The following is a 16,842-nucleotide window of genomic DNA, read 5'->3' as shown; positions in this document are numbered from 1 at the left end:
GTAGGAGCCGGCTTGCCGGCGAAGAGGCCCGCAGGTCCTCTGCTATGATCGCGCCCGGCCCAGGTCCAAGCACCTGCGCCGGGCGTTTTCATTCAAGGACCGGAACCATGGCAGAACAGCTTTACTGGCGCGATATCGAAGATTCCCTGGGCAACTGGAGTGGCCTCGGTGTCGAGGTCGAACCGGGCTCCACGGACAGACCGCCGTTGTACCTGCGCACCGGCGCGAATGCCCGGATCAAGCTGATGCACCACGACATGCCGTTGTTCTGGGCCACCCTGGCCCGGGACCACGGCGGCGTCTGGCTGGTACGCAACCCGCTGGCGGACGGCGCCGCATGCCGGCTGCTGGCACCCATCGACTCACCCACCGTGGAGCAGCACGCCGCCCTGGCGCCCGAGCTGCGGATCAAGGCCTGGAGCCGCTATTTCGTCAGCCGTCTCAGTGAAAGCGCCCGGCACTTCCTCACCCCCGGTTTCTGGCTGGCCCAGGGCCTGCTGCCGGAGCCCTCCAGCACCGCGAGCGGCCTGGACCACTGGCGCTTCACCTCGGTGATCGACCCTTTGACCCATGTGCCCAACTGGCACCTGTACGGCGAGGATTTTCTCGACAACCTGCAACCCCAGCCCCTGGAGTGGATCGACTGGTGGCATGGCGGCGGCAAGCTCATCGGCCTGCACCGTGTCGACCCTGAGGCCGGGCGCCTGAAGTGGTGGCGCAAGAAGGCCCGCGAAGGCAACCTGCCGCCGATCCTGCTGTGGTACGTCGGCGGGTTGGCGTCCTACGTGGTGATCGACGGCCATTACCGTTTGCAGGCGGCCATCGCGGAAAACCTCGCGCCATCATTCATCGTCCTCAGCGCCACCCGCGAGCGCGGCTTCGCACCGAGCCTGGAGCATCAGCAACGGGTCATGGATTCACTGCGCAAGCGCGGCGACGCGGTGCCGCGCAACCCGGCCCTGAGCACCGAGAACCTCAACCGGGTGCTGATCCAGGCGTTCGATGACCGGCCGCAGTACCGCAGCGCTACCCCGGCCTGGGCCGGCAATGAGCCGGAGTCGCAGTGGTGCGACGAGGTGCGTCAGTGCCTGGGCGGGCAAGGGTTGGCAGACGAAGTAGACGCGGTCATTGGTCGCCATGGGTAAAGCGCTGGCCGCCTTCGCTGGCAAGCCAGCTCCTACAGGCGAATGCGCCCTCCAGCCCTCTGCTATAGTCGCGCCTGCCCGCCGCAGGGCCGGTCATTGATCAAGGATTAGGGACAATCGTGGAACAGATTTTCTGGCGTGATATCGAGGATTTGGCCGGCCACTGGAACGGCCTCGGCGTGGACGTCAAACGCCCGGCCAGTGGCAAGCCCAACCTGTGCCTGCTCAGTGGCAACAACAGCCGTATGCAGTTGGTGCTCGGCGACCAGACCCTGCTCTGGGGCACCATGTCCCGCTGCCTGTATGGCGTGTGGCTGGTGCGCAATCACCTGCCGGAGCAACTGCCGCAAACCCTGGTGGGCCCCATCGACTCGCCTCAGGTGGAACAACAGGCGCGCCTTGACCCGGCGCTGCGCCTCAAGGCCTGGAGCCGCTTCTTCGTCGAGCAATTGATGCAGCACCAGCCGGACTTCTTTTACCCCGGCTACTGGCTGGTGCGGGCCCTGCGCCCGGCATCGCAGAAACCGATGCGGCCGCTGCTCAGCGGCACCGAAGCCTGGTACTTCAAGGGCGGTGAAGACGCCCTGAGCCATATGCCGCAGTGGGCGATCTATGGTCGTAACATCCTCGACAACCAACAGGCCGGTACGGCGCGCTGGGTCGGGTTGGGGGAGTACGGTGGCGCAGTAGTCGGCCTGCATGCCGTGGACCCGCATTCCGGGCGCTTGAAGTGGTGGCGCAAAAAAGCCCGCGAAGGCAGCTTGCCGCCGATCCTGCTGTGGTACGTCACCGGTCTGAGCTGCTATCTGATTCTCGATGGCCATTACCGCCTGCAGGCGGCCATCGATGAAAACCTGCCGCCGGAGTTTCTGGTGCTCAGCTCGCCGCGGCTCTACCGCTATCGCCCCAACCCGCAAGAGCAGCAGAAGGTGCTGGGGGCGCTGCAAGTGCAAATCCAGCGCAAAAAACTGGACACCGGGCGCTTCAACCAGTTGCTGATCAGCACCTTCGATGACCGGCCGTATCACGGCTTCGGCAGCCAGTCCTGGGCGGGGATTGCCTCGGAGCAAGTGTGGATCGACCAGGTCAGCGGCATTCTCAAAGAACGCGGTGACCTGAGCGATCTCGAAGAAATCCTCGAACGCGAAGCGCCGGAAGAATATCGGTGACGCCCCGCCCTAAGGCGGACGCGCCCTCTGTAGGAGCTGGCTTGCCAGCGAACAGGCCCGTAAGCCATACGCCAGCCTGAAGGACGCCTTCGCCGGCAAGCCGGCTCCTACGGGTGTAGATACGTGTGATGGGTGGGGATACGTGTTGTAGGAGCTGGCTTGCCAGCGAAGAGGCCCACAAGCCATGCGCCAAACTGACGGACGCCTTCGCCGGCAAGCCGGTTGAAAGGTCGCTGGGATGGCGTTTAGTCGCTTTCTTTTGTAAGGCATTTCCGAGAAACTGCGGGCCGCTTGAATGCGTCGGGTCGGCGGGCTAGGGTTCCGGAGCCATCGCCCAATCGATGGCTCGGATGTGCAAGTCCGACTGTTACCAGACGCATAAGCGCTCAGTCATGCCTGAGCGATTTCATGTTCGCCGTGTTATGGCGGCCGTGCGCGGGAGATCTTCGGATCTGCCGGGGTTCTGGTAACTCGGTCTTGCACACCCGCGTACGGCTGCCACCTTATTCGTGTGCAAGCGAACGGTGTCGGCTCCTTGTCATTACCAGGAGTTTGACCATGAAAAAGCTCGTCCCCGATCCCCCCTCGTCCTATCGCGATCCCGCCCTCAAGGCCGCCAACGCCACCCTGCGCGTGGCCCTGGCCCGGCAACCGCTGGACCCCGCGCTGTTCCAGCTCACGACCCAAGCCAAACCCGTTTCCCCCGACTCGCTGTTCAGCGTGCGCGAAGGCGTCAGCGCCGAAGAGGCCTTGGTGCATGTGGCGCTGCTGCTCAAATGCGCCGAAGAGGTCTGCGATGAAATCACCCAACAGGGCAGCGGCCTGGAGCGCGGGCTGATCTGGTCCATGGTGCATTCGGTGGAGATGGCCCGCGCCGTGGTGGAGGCCTTGCTCGACGGTCAGCGCGGGCCTTGAATCCGGGCATCTCCTGATACGTTTTGTCGGACGGGTCCGATTGACTGAGCTTTTTTCACGGCACAGTCTGTCGGACCTTTTTCGTCATTCCCTTGCAGGAGCTAGCCCATGCCTTTCGCAACCATCGATGGACAACCGTTGCACTACCTCGACCAGGGCCAGGGGCCGGTGGTGTTCCTGGCCGGCAGTTATTTGTGGGACACCGGCATGTGGGCGCCGCAGATCGAGGCGCTGTCGGCGCAGTATCGGGTGATCGCCGTGGACCTGTGGGGCCATGGCCAGTCCGGGGCGCTGCCTGAGGGCACCGCGTCGCTGGATGATGTGGCGCGGCAGATGCTGGCCTTGCTCGACCATTTGCAGATCGAGCGAGTAACCCTGGTGGGCTTGTCGGTGGGGGGCATGTGGGGCGCGCGCCTGGCCCTGGCGGCGCCGCAGCGCATCGACGGCCTGGTGCTGATGGACACTTACCTGGGCGCCGAGCCTGCGCCGACCCGGCAGTATTACTTTTCCCTGTTCCAGCAGATCGAGGACAGCGGCCTGATCGCCGAGCCGCTGCTGGATATCGTGGTGCCGATCTTCTTCCGTCCGGGGATCGATCGGCAGTCGGCGCTGTTCCAGGATTTTCGTGCCAGCCTCGCGGCACTGCCGGCCGAGCGCCTGCGCCAGAGCGTGATTCCCATGGGGCGCATCACTTTCAGCCGGGCGGATGTGCTGGATCAGCTGCAGCACCTGGATGGGCCGAACACCTTGCTGCTGTGTGGTGATCAGGACAAGCCGCGACCACCTGCGGAAACCCTCGAGATGGCCGAACGCATTGGCTGCCCATACCAGCTGGTTCCTGACGCGGGGCATATTTCCAGCCGGGAAAACCCGGAGTTCGTGACCCGGGCCTTGTTGGCGTTTTTACAGCGCAACGGCTGAAGCCTGACTCTCTTGCCGTAGGAGCTGGCTTGCCAACGAAGAGGCCTGCAAGCCAGGTGCCCGCCTGACGGGCGCTTTCGCCCGCAAGCCGGCTCCTACGGGTGGGGATACGCGTTGTAGGAGCTGGCTTGCCAGCGAAGAGGCCCGCAAGCCAGGTGCCCGCCTGACGGGCGTTTTCGCCGGCAAGCCGGCTCCTACGGGTGGGATACGCGTTGTAGGAGCTGGCTTGCCAGCGAAGAGGCCCGCAAGCCGGGCGCCCGCCTGACGGACGCTTTCGCCGGCAAGCCGGCTCCTACGGGGAAGGGGCGGGGTTATTTGGGGCCGAGGATCTGGGTCAGTTTGCCCGGGGCCGGGGCGCCTTGCTGCTGTTGCAACTCGCCCTTGTCGTCGAGGTAGAAGATCGCCGGGGTCGCCGACAGCTCCAGCTCTTCCATCAGTTTCATGTTGGCGTCGAGCTTGGCCTGCACCGCTGCGGGAATGCTGGCCAGCGGCTTGAGGGCGCTGCCCTTGCCGGCCTTTTCGTGATCCTGCAGGGCCTGCTGCGGGTCCTTGGCGGCCAGCAGGGCGGCGGATTTGCCCGGGCTGTCTTCGCGGATGATGCCCACCATGATATGCCGCAACTGCACTTTGCCAGCCTTGACCCAGGGCCGCGCCTGTTCCCAGAACATGTTGCAGTAGGGGCAGTTGGGGTCGCTGAACAGGTAGACGATGCGTGGTGCATCGGCCTTGCCGTCTGCGATCCAGTTGCTCTTTTCCAGGTTACCCCAGACTTCCTTGGCCATGGGCGCGTAGACCAGTTTCTGCAACGGTTCGGCGCTCAGGTCCTTGCCGTCTGCATCGTAGAGGTTGCCCAGCAACACGTGCTTGCCGTCAGGGGTGAGGTACAGGGTCATGCCGCGGTTCTGGTACTGCGCGGCGTAGCCCTTGAGGCCGTCCGGGGCGTCGAAGCTGCCGATGATCTTGGCACCTTTTTCTTCGATCTTGCGGATGGGCGCAGGCAGTTCCTCGGCCTGTAGCAGTGGGGCGTTGAGCAACGCCGCGCCCAGAGACAGGCTCAGCAAGTGGCGGATGAAGGGCATGGCAGTTTCCTTGAAGGGGCGACCGAGGTCGGGTGGGCGCCGTCGAAGTTTTCCAGGGCCCGGGCCAGGCTGGCTTCCGAGAGTTCCCCCAGGTGGCTGCCCAGCAGGCGGCCATCGGCGCTATAGAACAGCGTAGTCGGCAGGGCCATGGAGCCCACGGCTTTGCCCAGGCGGCCACTGCCGTCGAACAGCACGTTGTTCAGGTTCAGGTCCTGGGTGGCCAGGAAGGTGCTGACGCTTTGCATGCTTTCGGCCTGGTTGACGAACAGGAAGGTCAGGTCCGGGCGTTGCTGCTGGGCTCTCTCCAGCACTGGCATCTCCCGCCGGCACGGTGGGCACCAGGTGGCCCAGAGGTTGATCACCAGCGGGCCACCCTGGTAGTCGGTGAGTTGCACGGTTTCGCCGGCGGCGTTGCGCAGGGCCACTTCCGGCAGGCGCGTGCCCTGGTCGTAGAGGGTCAGGGCCAGGGTCGCCAGCAGCCAGAAGGCCAGGCCGCTGGCCACCCCGGCACCCAATGGGCGGCGCAGCGCCGGGCGTTTCCAGCCCCAGGCCAGGGCCGCCAGGAGCATGACGATCACCCCCGGCCAGGCCAGGAAGCCGCCGTCGCGCAGGTCGATGATCATCCACAGGTCGTGGCGGTAGTGCTTCCAGTAGGCGATGACGAAGCTGACCCGCGCCGCCAGCATGCCCAGCAGGAACAGCGAAAACAGCACCGACTCAGGGTTGTCACCGCCGCGCTTGGCCACGCGCCAGCCCACCAGGGTGGCCAGGGCCAGGGCACTGATCAACAGCAGGTGGTTGAGGGCGATGGCAAAGGTGCCGATGGTAAAGGTCAGCATCAACGGGCTTCCCGGGTCTGGGTCCAGCGTTGCAGGAAGGCGTTGGCATCCACTTCGCCGGTGATGCGCTGGCTGCGGCGTTCACTGCCGTCCGGGCCGATCCACAGCATGCTCGGTGGCCCCGGCACCTTGTAGCGGCTCAGGAGTTCGCGGCCGTCGGCGTTGTCCAGGGTCACGTCCAGGCGCAGCAGGCGCACATCCTTCAGGGCCTCCAGCACCTGAGGCTGGCCGAACACGGTTTTCTCCATGATCTTGCAGGACACGCACCAGTCGGCGTAGTAGTCCAGCAGCACCCACTGGCCCTGGGCCCGGGCGCTGTCCAGGGCGCCTTGCAGCTCGGCGGGGGACTTTACCGTGGTGAAGGCATCATGGGCCGTGACGCTATTGGCCACAGGGCCACCGCGGTAGACCTTAAGCGGCCGCCACAGGTCGTCGCCGCCACCGGCGGCACCCACCAGCAGCATGCCGCCCCAGGCCGCGAACAGCAGCGCGCCGGCACCGAACAGGTGCAGCAAGCGGCCGGCAATCGCCCGTTGCTGCCAGGCGCAGTAGGCCACCACCAGGGCCAGGGCGCCCCACAGCCCCATCCACAGGCCGGGGTTCAGTACCGGGCGCAGCATGTAGATGGCGGTGCCCAGGAACAGGATGCCGAATACACCCTTGAGCAGGTTCATCCACGGGCCGGGCTTGGGCAGGAAGCGGTTGCCCAGGGTCACCAGCAGCAACAGCGGCAGGCCGATGCCAAGGCCCAGGGCGAACAGGGCCAGGCCGCCAAACAGCGCGTTACCGGTCTGGGCGATGTACAGCAGGCCGCCGGCCAGTGGCGCGGTCATGCACGGGCCCACCAACAGGGCCGACAGCGCGCCGAGAATGCCGCAGCCAATCAGGCTGCCGCCCTGGCGCTGGCGGCTGGCGCCTTCCAGGCGGTCGCGCAGCAGGGCCGGCATCTGCAGCTCGAAGAAGCCGAACATCGGCAGCGACAGCAGCACGAACAGCGCGGCGAAGCTGCCCAGGACCCAGGGTTGTTGCAGCCAGGCTTGCAGGTTGCTGCCCAAAAGGGCGGCGATTACCCCCATGCCGGCATACACCAGGGCCATGCACAGCACATAGCTAGAGGCCAGGGCCAGGCCCCGGCGCGGGCTGGCGCCGCTGCCCACCACCATGCCGGCCAGAATCGGCAGCATCGGCAGCGAGCAGGGGGCGAAGGCCAGCAGCAGGCCGAAACCGAAGAAGGCCAGCAGGCCCAGGCCCCAGGATTTGTGTTGCAGGTCATTGGCCAGCAACTGGTCCTGGGCCGAGCCATTGCTGGTGGTCGCGACGTTGCTGGCGGCCACTGCGGGCGCACCGCCCAGGTCCACTTCCAGGGTTTGTGGCGGGTAGCACAGGCCGGCGTCGGCGCAGCCTTGCCAGCCCAGCTTGACCTTGCCGCTGGCGGCGGCCGGCAGCTTCACTTCCAGGCCCTGGCGATACACCGTCTGCTGGCCGAAGAATTCGTCGCTGTGGTCTTCACCGGCCGGCAGGGTGGGTTGCAGCTCTGGCGCCACGCCGTCGAATTTCAGGCGCTTCTGATACAGGTAGTAGCCGTCGGCGATCTGCCAGAACAGCTGGGTTTCCCCTGAAGGCAGGCGCTCGGAGGTGAAGACGAAGGCCTTGCCCACCGGCAGGAAGTCGGGCTTGACCTCGAACGGGTTGTTGCCGGCGTGCGCCAGTGTGGTGAAGAGCATGAACAACAGGAGAAACAATCGACGCATGGCCAAGCCTTAAACCGGTGCAAGTTGCGAGCACAATGGCCGGTCCTGATTAACCGATGATTAACCATACTTGGCTTGTGGCCAGGAAACGGCGGGCATAATGTCCGCTTAATCCGCAGCCCGCTTAATCAACGCCTTTGTACAGGACCGACCATGCACGTACTTGTCTGTGAAGATGATGAGCTGATTGCCAGCGGGATAGTCGCCGGCCTCACGGCCCAGGGCCTGACGGTCGAGCATGTGGCCACCGCTTCGGCAGCGCGGGCCATGCTCGGCGTGGCCGATTTCGACGTGATGGTACTGGATCTTGGCCTTCCGGATGAAGACGGTTTGAAGCTGCTCAAGCAGCAGCGCCAGCAGGGCCTGGAGATTCCGGTGCTGATCCTCACCGCCCGCGACTCGGTGACCGACCGGGTCGATGGCTTGCAGGCCGGTGCCGACGATTACCTGCTCAAGCCCTTCGACCTGCGGGAACTGGCGGCGCGCCTGCACACCCTGCTGCGCCGGGTGGCGGGGCGCAGCGTCAACCTGATCGAGCACGGGCGCCTGACCTATGACCCGAGCACCCGGGAAACCCTGCTCGGCGGCCAACCGGTGGACCTCTCGCGGCGCGAGCAATCCCTGCTCCAGGCGCTGCTGCACAACCGTGGCCGGGTGCTGTCCAGCGAGCAACTCAAGGACAGCGTCTACGGTTTCAACGATGAGCTGGAGAGCAACGCGCTGAATGTGCACATCCACCACCTGCGGCGCAAACTCGGCAACGGCATCGTCGAAACCGTGCGCGGCCTCGGCTATCGCCTGGGCCCGGCCGACGGTGAGGAGAACCGCTAAGTGAGAAGCCTGCGCCTGCGCCTGAGCATGACCCTGGGCGCTGCCTTCATCCTGATCTGGGCCCTGGCCGCGGCCTGGATGCTCAGTGACCTGCGCAACCAGATGATGTTTTCCCTGGACCAGCGCCTGGTCGCTTCGGCGCGCATGGTCGCCGGGCTGCTGGAGCAGATGCCGGCGCTGCCGTCCCATGGCCCGAGCAACCAGATCAACAGCGCGGCCCTGACCATCCCCGGCGGCATGGCCTGCCAGGTCAGTTCCCTGCGCGGGCAGATCCTGGCCCGCAGCCATAGCACTCCGGAGCACCCGCTGGAAGCCGAGAAGCTGGGCTTTCACGACCAGATGATCGACGGCGCGCCCTGGCGCACCTTCACCCTGGTGCGCGGCGACATGCGCATCACCACCGCGGATCGCCAGGTCGAGCGCGAAGCCCTGAACATGTCGGTGCTGCTGGCGGCTTCGGTGCCGGTGGGCGTGGCCCTGCTCGGCTGCCTGTGGCTGCTGTGGCTGGGCATCGGCCAGAGCCTGGCCCCGCTGAACCGGATTCGTGACGCGCTGATGCGCCGCAGCGCCGACTCCCTGGAACCGTTGCAGATCCAGCCCATGCCCAGCGAGCTGCGGCCGCTGCTGGAAACCCAGAACCAGCTGTTCCAGCGCATTGCCAAGACCATCGAGCGTGAACGCCGCCTGACCGGTGACGCCGCCCACGAATTGCGCAGCCCGCTGACCGCGATCAAGACCCACCTGCAAGTGGCACGCATGACCGAAGGTGCGGCCCGGGATCAGTCCCTGGCCCGGGCCGAGGAGGGCGCCGACCGCATGCACCGCACCCTGGAGCAGTTGCTGTTGCTGGCCCGGGTCGAGGGCAGCCTGTCGTTCGACGACGGCGTGCACTGTACTGCCGAACAGGTGGCGCGCCTGGCGATCCAGGACGCCGCCGTGGGCGCTCGGGCCCGGGTCAAGCTGCATATGCACGGCAAGGCCGGCGAGGCTGCGGTGGAAATGCCCTCGACCCTGGCCATCGCCGCCTTGCGCAACTTGCTGGACAACGCACTGCGCCACACCCCTGAAGAATGCCCGGTGGAGCTGAACCTGGAGACAGTCGGCGCCCGGGTGCGTTTCCAGGTCCGCGACCATGGTTCGGGCATTCCCGCGCAAGACTTGCAGCACCTGACCCAGCGCTTCTGGCGCGACAGCCAGAGCAGTGGCTGTGGCCTGGGCCTGGCGATTGTCCAGGCCATCGTCCAGCGTTGTGGTTGCGAGCTGAATTTCGACAGCCGCCCCGATGGCCTGCGAGTCGAGCTGACCCTGCCTGCCCACCGCGTCTGACCCATCACCGTCCACTGTAGGAGCTGGCTTGCCAGTGAAGGGGCCCTTGAGACCGCCTTCGCCAGCAAGCTGGCTCCTACGGGGCGGCATGTGCAATTTCCTCGCCCCGGGGTGTAAATCCCCACCGCGCTGAAGCGTTTTTAGAACAGGAAAACCTGTCAGTGCGCGCCCGCGCTTGGGCTGCGCATCCGGCCGGTGGCCGTTTTGCTCAAATTGCAGCGTGAGGGTTCGAGACATGTCAGCCGTTACCAGTCTGATGGAAGATTCGCCGGTGGGCCTTGGCGCCGCCCCGCAAGAGACGCTTTACCAGTTCGACGAGTCGCCCCTGCTGGCCCGCCAGAGCCGCCAGGAATCCAATGCCCGCAGTTATCCACGGCGCATTCCCCTGGCCCTGAAGCGGGCCAGCGGCATTCACGTCGAAGACGTCGAGGGCCGGCGTTTCATCGATTGCCTGGCCGGTGCCGGGACTTTGGCCCTGGGCCACAATCACCCGGTGGTGATCGCCGCGATCCAGCAGGTGCTGGCCGATGAATTGCCGCTGTTGACCCTGGACCTGACCACCCCGGTCAAGGACCAGTTCGTCCAGGACCTGTTCGGCCTGTTGCCCGAGGCCCTGGCTGGCGAGGCCAGGATCCAGTTCTGCGGCCCCACCGGCACCGATGCCGTGGAAGCCGCGCTGAAGCTTACGCGCACCGCTACCGGGCGCAGCACCGTGCTGTCGTTCCAGGGCGGTTACCACGGCATGAGCCAGGGTGCGCTGAGCCTGATGGGCAGCCTGGGGCCCAAGCGCGCCCTGGCCGGGCTGCTGAACAACGGCGTGCAGTTCCTGCCGTTCCCCTATGACTACCGCTGCCCGTTCGGGCTGGGGGGCGCCGAAGGGGTCAAGGTCAACCTGCATTACCTGGAAAACCTGCTCACCGATCCGGAAGCCGGGGTGGCCCTGCCAGCGGCAGTGATTGTCGAGGCGGTGCAGGGCGAGGGCGGGGTGATCCCGGCCGACCTGGAATGGCTGCAAGGTGTGCGCCGCATCACCGAGAAGGCCGGGGTGGCATTGATCGTCGATGAAATCCAGAGCGGCTTCGGTCGCACCGGCAAGATGTTCGCCTTTGAGCACGCGGGGATCATTCCCGATGTGGTGGTGATGTCCAAGGCCATCGGCGGCAGCCTGCCGCTGGCGGTGATGGTCTATCGCGACTGGCTCGACACCTGGCAGCCGGGTGCCCACGCCGGCACCTTCCGCGGCAATCAGATGGCCATGGCCACCGGTTCCGCGGTGATGCGCTACCTCAAGGAACACCGGGTGCCCGAGCACGCGGCGGCCATGGGCGAGCGCTTGCGCGAGCACCTGCTGATCCTGCAGCGCGACTTCCCGCAACTGGGGGATATCCGTGGTCGTGGCCTGATGCTCGGGGTGGAACTGGTGGACCCGGCCGGCGCGCCGGATGCCCAGGGCCATCCACCCCAGCATGCGCGCCTGGCACCGCTGGTGCAGCGCGAATGCCTCAAGCGCGGGCTGATCCTGGAGCTGGGCGGGCGCCACGGCGCCGTGGTGCGTTTCCTGCCGCCGCTGGTAATCACCGCAGCGCAGATCGACCAGGTGGCCCAGATCTTCAGCAAAGCCGTAGCGGCGGCAGTGGCCAGCCTCTAATTTTTTGCCCCGCCGTTTCGTTCCTTCTACACAACCGCCGTGCGCTGAGCGCGGCGAACCTTATCAGTGATGGAGACAAGCAATGACTTCAGTATTCGACCGTGAGGACATCCTGTTCCAGGTGGTGGTCAACCATGAAGAGCAATACTCGATCTGGCCCGACTACAAGGCCGTGCCCCAGGGCTGGCGCACTGTGGGCAAGAGCGGTTTCAAGAAGGACTGCCTGGCCTACATCGAAGAAGTCTGGACCGACATGCGTCCCCTGAGCCTGCGCCAGAAGATGGACCAGCAGGCTGTCGCCGGCTGATCTGTAGCCGCTGCCGAGCCTGCGAGGCTGCGCAAAGGGCCGCAGGACCTTCAGCGATCTCAAGAGCAGCGCCTCCTACGGAGCCGTTCGCAGCCTGCGGCAGCGGCTACAAAGATCCCGGATCAAGATTGTTCTGTAGCCGCTGCTGAGCTATGGCGAAGCTGCGCAAAGGGCCGCAGGACCTTCAGCGATCTCAAGGGCAGCGCCTCCTGCGGAGCCGTTCGCAGCCTGCGGCAGCGGCTACAGAGGCGCTGCCTTCTTGAGCTTGGCGGTTTTTCATGCCGGGCGATCAGCCCCCGCGCTTGACGGCCTGCAAGGTGTAGCTCAGTGGCAGGCGCCATGGCGCTTCCTTGAGTCGCCATTCGCCGCGTTCATCCACCACCATCTGCCCGGGCAGGGCTTCCCAGGGGATGCTCTGGTGCTCCACCAGTCCCGTGATGTCCAGGCCCTGGGCCAGCAAGGCGCTGATGATCTCTCCCAGGCCGTGGTTCCATTCGTGGGTCATGGTGGCCTTGAGGGGGCTGTCGGTTTCCACGTAGGTGTTTTCGTCGTCCCAGACCAGAGGCTCGCGGGTTTCGAAGTAGGGCAGTTCCACCCGCAATGAGTCGTGGTGATCTTCGTTGATGGCCCAGAGCATCGGGTGGCCTTCGCGGATGAACAGCCGGCCACCGGGCTTGAGCAGGGCGCCGACGGTCTGCGCCCAGCGCTCGATGCTCGGCAGCCAGCACAGGGCACCGATGCCGGTGTAGACCAGATCGAAGTTGCCTTGGGGCAGTACCTCGGCGGCCAGGAACACGTCGGACTCGTGGTAGTCGATAGGCGTATTGCAGCGTCGGGCCAGGGTCCGGGCTTCAGCCAGGGACGCCGGGGAAAAATCCACGCCGCTCATCTGCGCGCCGAGGCGGGCCAGGGACAGGGTGTCGGTGCCGATATGGCATTGCAGATGCACCCCGCGCAGGCCTCGGATATCCCCCAGCAAGGGCCGGTCGAACTGCACCACGTCGGACAGATAGCCGGCTTCGTCGACAAAACGCTGCACCGCGTAGTCCGCCGAGGCGGCATGCAGGGGCGCGCGTTCGTCCCAGTTGGTCTTGTTGAGTTTTACGTAGTCGCTCATGGCGCGGGCTTCTTCTCTGGGCTTTTGGCGAAGCGCAGACTAGCACCGGGAAATGCGCGCGATCTTGAGGGAATATGTAAGCGGCCCCGGCCCCCTGACCCCGACTGTAGCCGCTGCCGAGCCATGGCGAAGCTGCGCCAAGGTCCGCAGGACCTTCAGCGATCTCAAGAGCAGCGTCTCCTGCACAGCCGTTCGCAGCCTGCGGCAGCGGCTACAGGCTCAGGGCCTGGGTGACTTTCTGCAGGTTGCCTTCCAGTTCGGCGAGCGGGTCAGCGCTGTCGGTTTCCAGCACCAGTAGCTGGCTGCCGCCGGCGCTGATGGCGGCTTTCAGTGCATCGGACGGCTGGCGGTGGTGCAGGACCAGGGCCACATCGTTGTCCTTGAGCCGGGCTTGCAGCTTTTTCAGGGCCTCGGGGGTCCATTCGTTGTCCGCCCGGGCGTCCACTTCCAGCAGTTCCAGGTTCAGGCCACTGACCAGGTACCCGAAGTGCTCGGAGAGGCTCAGCACGCTGAGGTTGTCGGCCTCGGCCAGGCGCGCTTCGCTGTCGGCGCTGAGTTTCAGCAGGCGCTGTTTGAGGCCCGCCAGGTTGCTTTCGATCTGCGGTTTGGCTTCGGGCGCCAGCCGCGCGAGGTCCGCCGCCAGCACGTCGGCCATGCGCCCCAGGTTGTTGCTGGACAGCCAGGGCTGGGCGTTGAGCCCGTCGCTCTTGCCCGGTTGCAGGGCCACCCCGGGCAGGGCGCCGTCCACCGGGCGTGCAGCGTCGATCTCGACGATGCGGATGTTGCTGCGCCGGGCGTTGGGGTACAGCGGGTCGTCCGGCCAGATCGAGCGCAGGCCGATCACTGCGTCGGCATTGAGTGCCAGCTTGGCCAGGGCCGGAGCGCCACGCCCGGTGAAATAGGCAGTCTGCCGCGAGCCCGGCAGGTTGGCCGGGGCGGCCCGTTCCAGCTTGATGTCGGTACCCTGCAGCAGGATCTGCCCCAGGCCGAAAGTCACCGGCAGGGAAGCCAGCACCGTCGGTGATTTGCTTGAGGTGGCGCTGTGCAGCGCGGTGTTGCCCATGCCGTGGTTGGCGACCACGCGCATCGGTTCGAAGTGGTCGCGCTCGGCCAGGGCCGGAGTACTGATCAGGCCGCCGAGGGCCAGGGCCAGGGTCAGGCGACGCAGTGACAGGTGAGGCAATGAACTGTGCATTTATCCGATATTCCCTTTCAGGCTGGGGACAGTGCCGCGAGCGATGGCGGCCAGGGCGAAGGCGACACCGGCCACCAGGATGATCGCGGCGCCGGAGGGCACCGGCAGGTCGAAGACGATGGGTAGCAGGATGCCGCACAGGGTGCTGACGGTGGCGATGCTCACCGAGATCCAGAAGAAGCCCTTGAGGGACTGGCTGAGCAAGCGGGCGGCAGCGGCCGGAATCACCAGCAGCGCGCCCACCAGGATGGCGCCGATGACCTTGACCGCGGCCACGGTGATCAGGGTCACCAGGATTACGAACAGGTAGTCCAGGGTCTTGACGGCGACGCCGCGCACGGCCGCCAGCTGTGGGTTGAAGCTGGCCAGCATGATGCGGTTGTACAGCGGCAGGCTCAGGCCCAGCACCAGGGCACCGACGATCAACAGCACCAAGAGGTCGTTGCCGTTGACCGTGAGCACCGAGCCGAACAGCACGTTTTCAAGAATGTGCACATTGATCTTGCCGGCCAGGATCAGCAGCAGACTGGCGCCCAGGGCCAGGGACACCGAGAGGAAGACGCCAATCAGGGTGTCCGGAGCCAGCCCGGTGCGGTTGCGCAGGTAGTTGAGGAGGATGCCGAACAGCAGGCAGTAGCCGAACAGGCTGCCGTAGGGACCGGTGTAGGGCTCGCCCAGGAGAATGCCGATGGCCACTCCGGTGAGGGCCGCGTGGCCTACCGCTTCGGAGAAGAAGGCGAAGCGCTTGACCACCACCAGCGTGCCCAGGCCGCCAAGCACCGGTCCGATCAGCAGGCCGGCCAGCAGCGCATTGACCACGAACCCGTAGGCCAGGGCTTCGGGCAGGTAGCCGGCCGAAGCCCAGCCCTGGACCATCAGGCGAAAAGCTTCATAGGTCATCAGGCAGCGCTCCCGGCGGTTCGTGGATGGGTGGAGAACAGACTGAGCAGGCGCTCCGGGGTCAGGGTCTGTTGCGCCGGGCCGTCGAACAGCACCCGGCGGTTGAGACCGGTGACCCGATCCGCCAGGCGACCCACTGCTTCCAGGTCGTGCTCGATCCACAGCAGGGTGATGCCACTCTGGCGCCAATCGTGGAGCAGGCGTTCGAAGACCTGGATGCCGGCCTCGTCCAGGGCCGACATCGGTTCGTCCAATACCAGCAGTTGCGGGGCCGGGATCAGGCCCTGGGCCAGCAGTACCCGCTGGCGTTCACCGCCGGACAGGGCGCCCATGCGCCGCTTGCGCTTGTCCTGCATGCCGACTCGTTCCAGGGCCTCGCCAATGGCCTGGGCGTAGTGCCGGCTGAGGCCGAGAAAGGCCGGGCGGCGCTGGCACATGGCGGCCATGAAGTCGTCCACGGTCATGGGCAGGCCGCGGTCGAACTCCAGGGCCTGGGGCACATAGCCGATGGTGCCGGGGGCATCCGGCCACTGCAGGCGCAACTGGCCCTGGTGCGGCATCTGCCCCAGCAGGGTCTTGATCAGCGAACTCTTGCCGCCGCCGTTGGGGCCCACCAGGGCGTGCACGCTGCCGGGCTGCACCTGGAAGGCGACGCGATCGAGGATGGTGGTGCGGCCCAGGGTCAGGCTGACCTGGTCGAACTCGATGGCCGGGCCCCGCAGCAGGGTCTCGATGGCGGTCATGCCCCGGCCTCCTGGATGGCCCGGACCACGGTGTCGAGGTTGCCCTTCATTTCCTTCTCGTACTTGTCGGCGCTGTAGTCGCCGTAGGAAATGTGCGACAGCGGGTAGAGCTTGACCCCGGATTCACGCTGGATGGTGTCGACGTAGGTGGAGGGGAAGTCCATCTCCGAGAAGATCACCTTGACGTCCAGCTCGCGCAGTTGGTCGATGGTCTTCTTCAACTGGCTGGGGCTGGGTTCGATGCCGTGGGCCGGCTCCACCACCGCGGTGACTTGCAGGCCGAACTCGCGCAGCAGGTAGTCGTAGGCAGCATGCACCGTGGCCACCCGCAGGTCGGCATTGGGCGCCTGGGTCAGCTTGGCCAGGGCGTCGGCGCGCATCTGCCGCAGGCGCTTGCCGTAGGCGCGGGCGTTCTGGGTGTAGGTCTTGGCGTTGGCCGGGTCCATCTTGCCCAGCTCCCGGGCGATGTTGTTGACCTGGGCGATGGAGGCGCTGATGGAGAGGAAGGTGTGCGGGTTGACCACTTTGCCGGCGCCTCGCGCGGCCACCCCGGTGGCGGCCAGCAGCGGCACGTTTTCGTTGGCTTCGATCACCGGGATGTCCGGGCGCTCGCTGGCGGCGATCATGCGGTCGGCGAAGTCATCGTGGCCCACGCCGTTGAGCACTATCACGTCCAGGGTGCCGATGCGCTTGATGTCCTCGGCCCGGGGTTCGTAGGCGTGGGGGTTGAAGCCGGCGGGAATCAGCGGCACCACCTCGGCCTTGTCACCGACGATATTGGCCACGTAGCTGTAGTAGGGGTGCAGGGTGATGCCGATGCGCAGGCGCTTGGCCGGGTCGGCGCTGGCCAGGGGGCTGAGCATCAGGGCCAGCAGACTGACCAGCAGCACCTGCAGAAAGGGGCGGCGTTGAGATGAAATAGGCATGGGCAAGCGGTCTTCTCTCGGGTGAATGCG

The 16,842-nt window shown here is 66.0% G+C and carries 16 protein-coding genes; 8 read left to right on the top strand and 8 right to left on the bottom strand.

Annotated features, from left to right (window positions below):
* Nucleotides 1-107 precede the first annotated feature (107 nt).
* The 4 genes from AC1RCO_RS27100 (at nucleotide 108) to AC1RCO_RS27085 (ending at nucleotide 4,150) form a co-directional block, all read left to right on the top strand.
* Nucleotides 108-1,145, top strand: coding sequence for a hypothetical protein (locus tag AC1RCO_RS27100; protein WP_492618222.1), 1,038 nt, complete (start codon nucleotides 108-110; stop codon nucleotides 1,143-1,145).
* Nucleotides 1,146-1,264: 119 nt separating this feature from the next.
* A complete protein-coding gene (locus AC1RCO_RS27095; protein ID WP_011062462.1) occupies nucleotides 1,265-2,314 on the top strand; it encodes a hypothetical protein in 1,050 nt (349 codons plus the stop codon).
* 558 nt (nucleotides 2,315-2,872) lie between these two features.
* On the top strand, nucleotides 2,873-3,229 hold the full coding sequence (locus AC1RCO_RS27090) for a DUF6124 family protein (protein ID WP_019095088.1): 357 nt from the start codon (nucleotides 2,873-2,875) through the stop codon (nucleotides 3,227-3,229).
* Between the two features lie 108 nt (nucleotides 3,230-3,337).
* On the top strand, nucleotides 3,338-4,150 hold the full coding sequence (locus tag AC1RCO_RS27085; RefSeq protein ID WP_011062460.1) for an alpha/beta fold hydrolase: 813 nt from the start codon (nucleotides 3,338-3,340) through the stop codon (nucleotides 4,148-4,150).
* A 311-nt stretch (nucleotides 4,151-4,461) separates the two neighbouring features.
* On the opposite strand, the gene dsbG is transcribed toward AC1RCO_RS27085, so the two are convergent.
* The 3 genes from dsbG to dsbD are packed head-to-tail and all read right to left on the bottom strand — an operon-like array spanning nucleotide 4,462 to nucleotide 7,819.
* The gene (dsbG, locus tag AC1RCO_RS27080; RefSeq protein WP_011062459.1) at nucleotides 4,462-5,229 is read right to left on the bottom strand and encodes a thiol:disulfide interchange protein DsbG; all 768 of its coding nucleotides are present in this window, start codon (nucleotides 5,227-5,229) and stop codon (nucleotides 4,462-4,464) included.
* Nucleotides 5,205-6,068: a TlpA disulfide reductase family protein gene (locus tag AC1RCO_RS27075; protein ID WP_103291464.1), complete on the bottom strand. Its 864-nt coding sequence runs from the start codon at nucleotides 6,066-6,068 to the stop codon at nucleotides 5,205-5,207. The genes dsbG and AC1RCO_RS27075 overlap by 25 nt, the downstream gene beginning before the upstream one ends.
* A complete protein-coding gene (dsbD, locus tag AC1RCO_RS27070; protein ID WP_011062457.1) occupies nucleotides 6,068-7,819 on the bottom strand; it encodes a protein-disulfide reductase DsbD in 1,752 nt (583 codons plus the stop codon). Before dsbD ends, AC1RCO_RS27075 begins: the two co-directional genes overlap by 1 nt.
* Nucleotides 7,820-7,972: 153 nt before the next feature.
* Between dsbD and AC1RCO_RS27065 the strand changes: the two genes are divergently transcribed.
* The 4 genes from AC1RCO_RS27065 to AC1RCO_RS27050 all read left to right on the top strand — a co-directional run bounded on the left by AC1RCO_RS27065 (nucleotide 7,973) and on the right by AC1RCO_RS27050 (nucleotide 11,931).
* Nucleotides 7,973-8,650: a response regulator gene (locus AC1RCO_RS27065; protein ID WP_011062456.1), complete on the top strand. Its 678-nt coding sequence runs from the start codon at nucleotides 7,973-7,975 to the stop codon at nucleotides 8,648-8,650.
* Nucleotides 8,651-9,976 carry an ATP-binding protein gene (locus tag AC1RCO_RS27060; RefSeq protein ID WP_123397299.1) on the top strand — a complete coding sequence of 442 codons (1,326 nt, stop codon included), beginning with the start codon at nucleotides 8,651-8,653 and terminating at the stop codon, nucleotides 9,974-9,976.
* 235 nt (nucleotides 9,977-10,211) lie between these two features.
* Nucleotides 10,212-11,624 (top strand): aspartate aminotransferase family protein, encoded by a 1,413-nt coding sequence (locus AC1RCO_RS27055; RefSeq protein WP_019092941.1) that lies wholly within the window; start codon nucleotides 10,212-10,214, stop codon nucleotides 11,622-11,624.
* A gap of 82 nt (nucleotides 11,625-11,706) precedes the next feature.
* Entirely contained in the window at nucleotides 11,707-11,931 is a 225-nt protein-coding gene (locus AC1RCO_RS27050) for an MbtH family protein (protein ID WP_011062453.1), read from the top strand.
* A gap of 289 nt (nucleotides 11,932-12,220) precedes the next feature.
* On the opposite strand, the gene AC1RCO_RS27045 is transcribed toward AC1RCO_RS27050, so the two are convergent.
* The 5 genes from AC1RCO_RS27045 to AC1RCO_RS27025 form a co-directional block, all read right to left on the bottom strand.
* Nucleotides 12,221-13,048 carry a class I SAM-dependent methyltransferase gene (locus tag AC1RCO_RS27045; protein WP_077934569.1) on the bottom strand — a complete coding sequence of 276 codons (828 nt, stop codon included), beginning with the start codon at nucleotides 13,046-13,048 and terminating at the stop codon, nucleotides 12,221-12,223.
* A gap of 211 nt (nucleotides 13,049-13,259) precedes the next feature.
* Entirely contained in the window at nucleotides 13,260-14,243 is a 984-nt protein-coding gene (locus AC1RCO_RS27040) for a metal ABC transporter solute-binding protein, Zn/Mn family (protein WP_011062451.1), read from the bottom strand.
* A complete protein-coding gene (locus tag AC1RCO_RS27035) occupies nucleotides 14,244-15,143 on the bottom strand; it encodes a metal ABC transporter permease (protein WP_011062450.1) in 900 nt (299 codons plus the stop codon).
* The gene (locus tag AC1RCO_RS27030; RefSeq protein WP_053159637.1) at nucleotides 15,143-15,886 is read right to left on the bottom strand and encodes a metal ABC transporter ATP-binding protein; all 744 of its coding nucleotides are present in this window, start codon (nucleotides 15,884-15,886) and stop codon (nucleotides 15,143-15,145) included. Before AC1RCO_RS27030 ends, AC1RCO_RS27035 begins: the two co-directional genes overlap by 1 nt.
* Complete coding sequence (locus tag AC1RCO_RS27025) at nucleotides 15,883-16,812, bottom strand: metal ABC transporter substrate-binding protein (protein WP_011062448.1); 930 nt, start codon at nucleotides 16,810-16,812, stop codon at nucleotides 15,883-15,885. The genes AC1RCO_RS27030 and AC1RCO_RS27025 overlap by 4 nt, the downstream gene beginning before the upstream one ends.
* Between the last annotated feature and the right edge of the window lie 30 nt (nucleotides 16,813-16,842).

It is taken from the genome of Pseudomonas sp. GW823-FHT03E05 (assembly GCF_058796855.1).
This window is presented reverse-complemented; position numbering and strand designations above follow the sequence as displayed.

Bases quoted from the DNA above. Each gene is read 5' to 3' on its own strand.
- AC1RCO_RS27055 (WP_019092941.1), top strand. From the start codon at position 10,212: ATGTCAGCCGTTACCAGTCTGATGGAAGATTCGCCGGTGGGCCTTGGC.
- AC1RCO_RS27090 (WP_019095088.1), top strand. From the start codon at position 2,873: ATGAAAAAGCTCGTCCCCGATCCCCCCTCGTCCTATCGCGATCCCGCC.
- AC1RCO_RS27050 (WP_011062453.1), top strand. From the start codon at position 11,707: ATGACTTCAGTATTCGACCGTGAGGACATCCTGTTCCAGGTGGTGGTC.
- AC1RCO_RS27085 (WP_011062460.1), top strand. From the start codon at position 3,338: ATGCCTTTCGCAACCATCGATGGACAACCGTTGCACTACCTCGACCAG.
- AC1RCO_RS27100 (WP_492618222.1), top strand. From the start codon at position 108: ATGGCAGAACAGCTTTACTGGCGCGATATCGAAGATTCCCTGGGCAAC.
- AC1RCO_RS27035 (WP_011062450.1), bottom strand. From the start codon at position 15,143: ATGACCTATGAAGCTTTTCGCCTGATGGTCCAGGGCTGGGCTTCGGCC.
- AC1RCO_RS27045 (WP_077934569.1), bottom strand. From the start codon at position 13,048: ATGAGCGACTACGTAAAACTCAACAAGACCAACTGGGACGAACGCGCG.
- AC1RCO_RS27025 (WP_011062448.1), bottom strand. From the start codon at position 16,812: ATGCCTATTTCATCTCAACGCCGCCCCTTTCTGCAGGTGCTGCTGGTC.
- AC1RCO_RS27030 (WP_053159637.1), bottom strand. From the start codon at position 15,886: ATGACCGCCATCGAGACCCTGCTGCGGGGCCCGGCCATCGAGTTCGAC.
- dsbD (WP_011062457.1), bottom strand. From the start codon at position 7,819: ATGCGTCGATTGTTTCTCCTGTTGTTCATGCTCTTCACCACACTGGCG.
- AC1RCO_RS27065 (WP_011062456.1), top strand. From the start codon at position 7,973: ATGCACGTACTTGTCTGTGAAGATGATGAGCTGATTGCCAGCGGGATA.
- dsbG (WP_011062459.1), bottom strand. From the start codon at position 5,229: ATGCCCTTCATCCGCCACTTGCTGAGCCTGTCTCTGGGCGCGGCGTTG.
- AC1RCO_RS27040 (WP_011062451.1), bottom strand. From the start codon at position 14,243: ATGCACAGTTCATTGCCTCACCTGTCACTGCGTCGCCTGACCCTGGCC.
- AC1RCO_RS27075 (WP_103291464.1), bottom strand. From the start codon at position 6,068: ATGCTGACCTTTACCATCGGCACCTTTGCCATCGCCCTCAACCACCTG.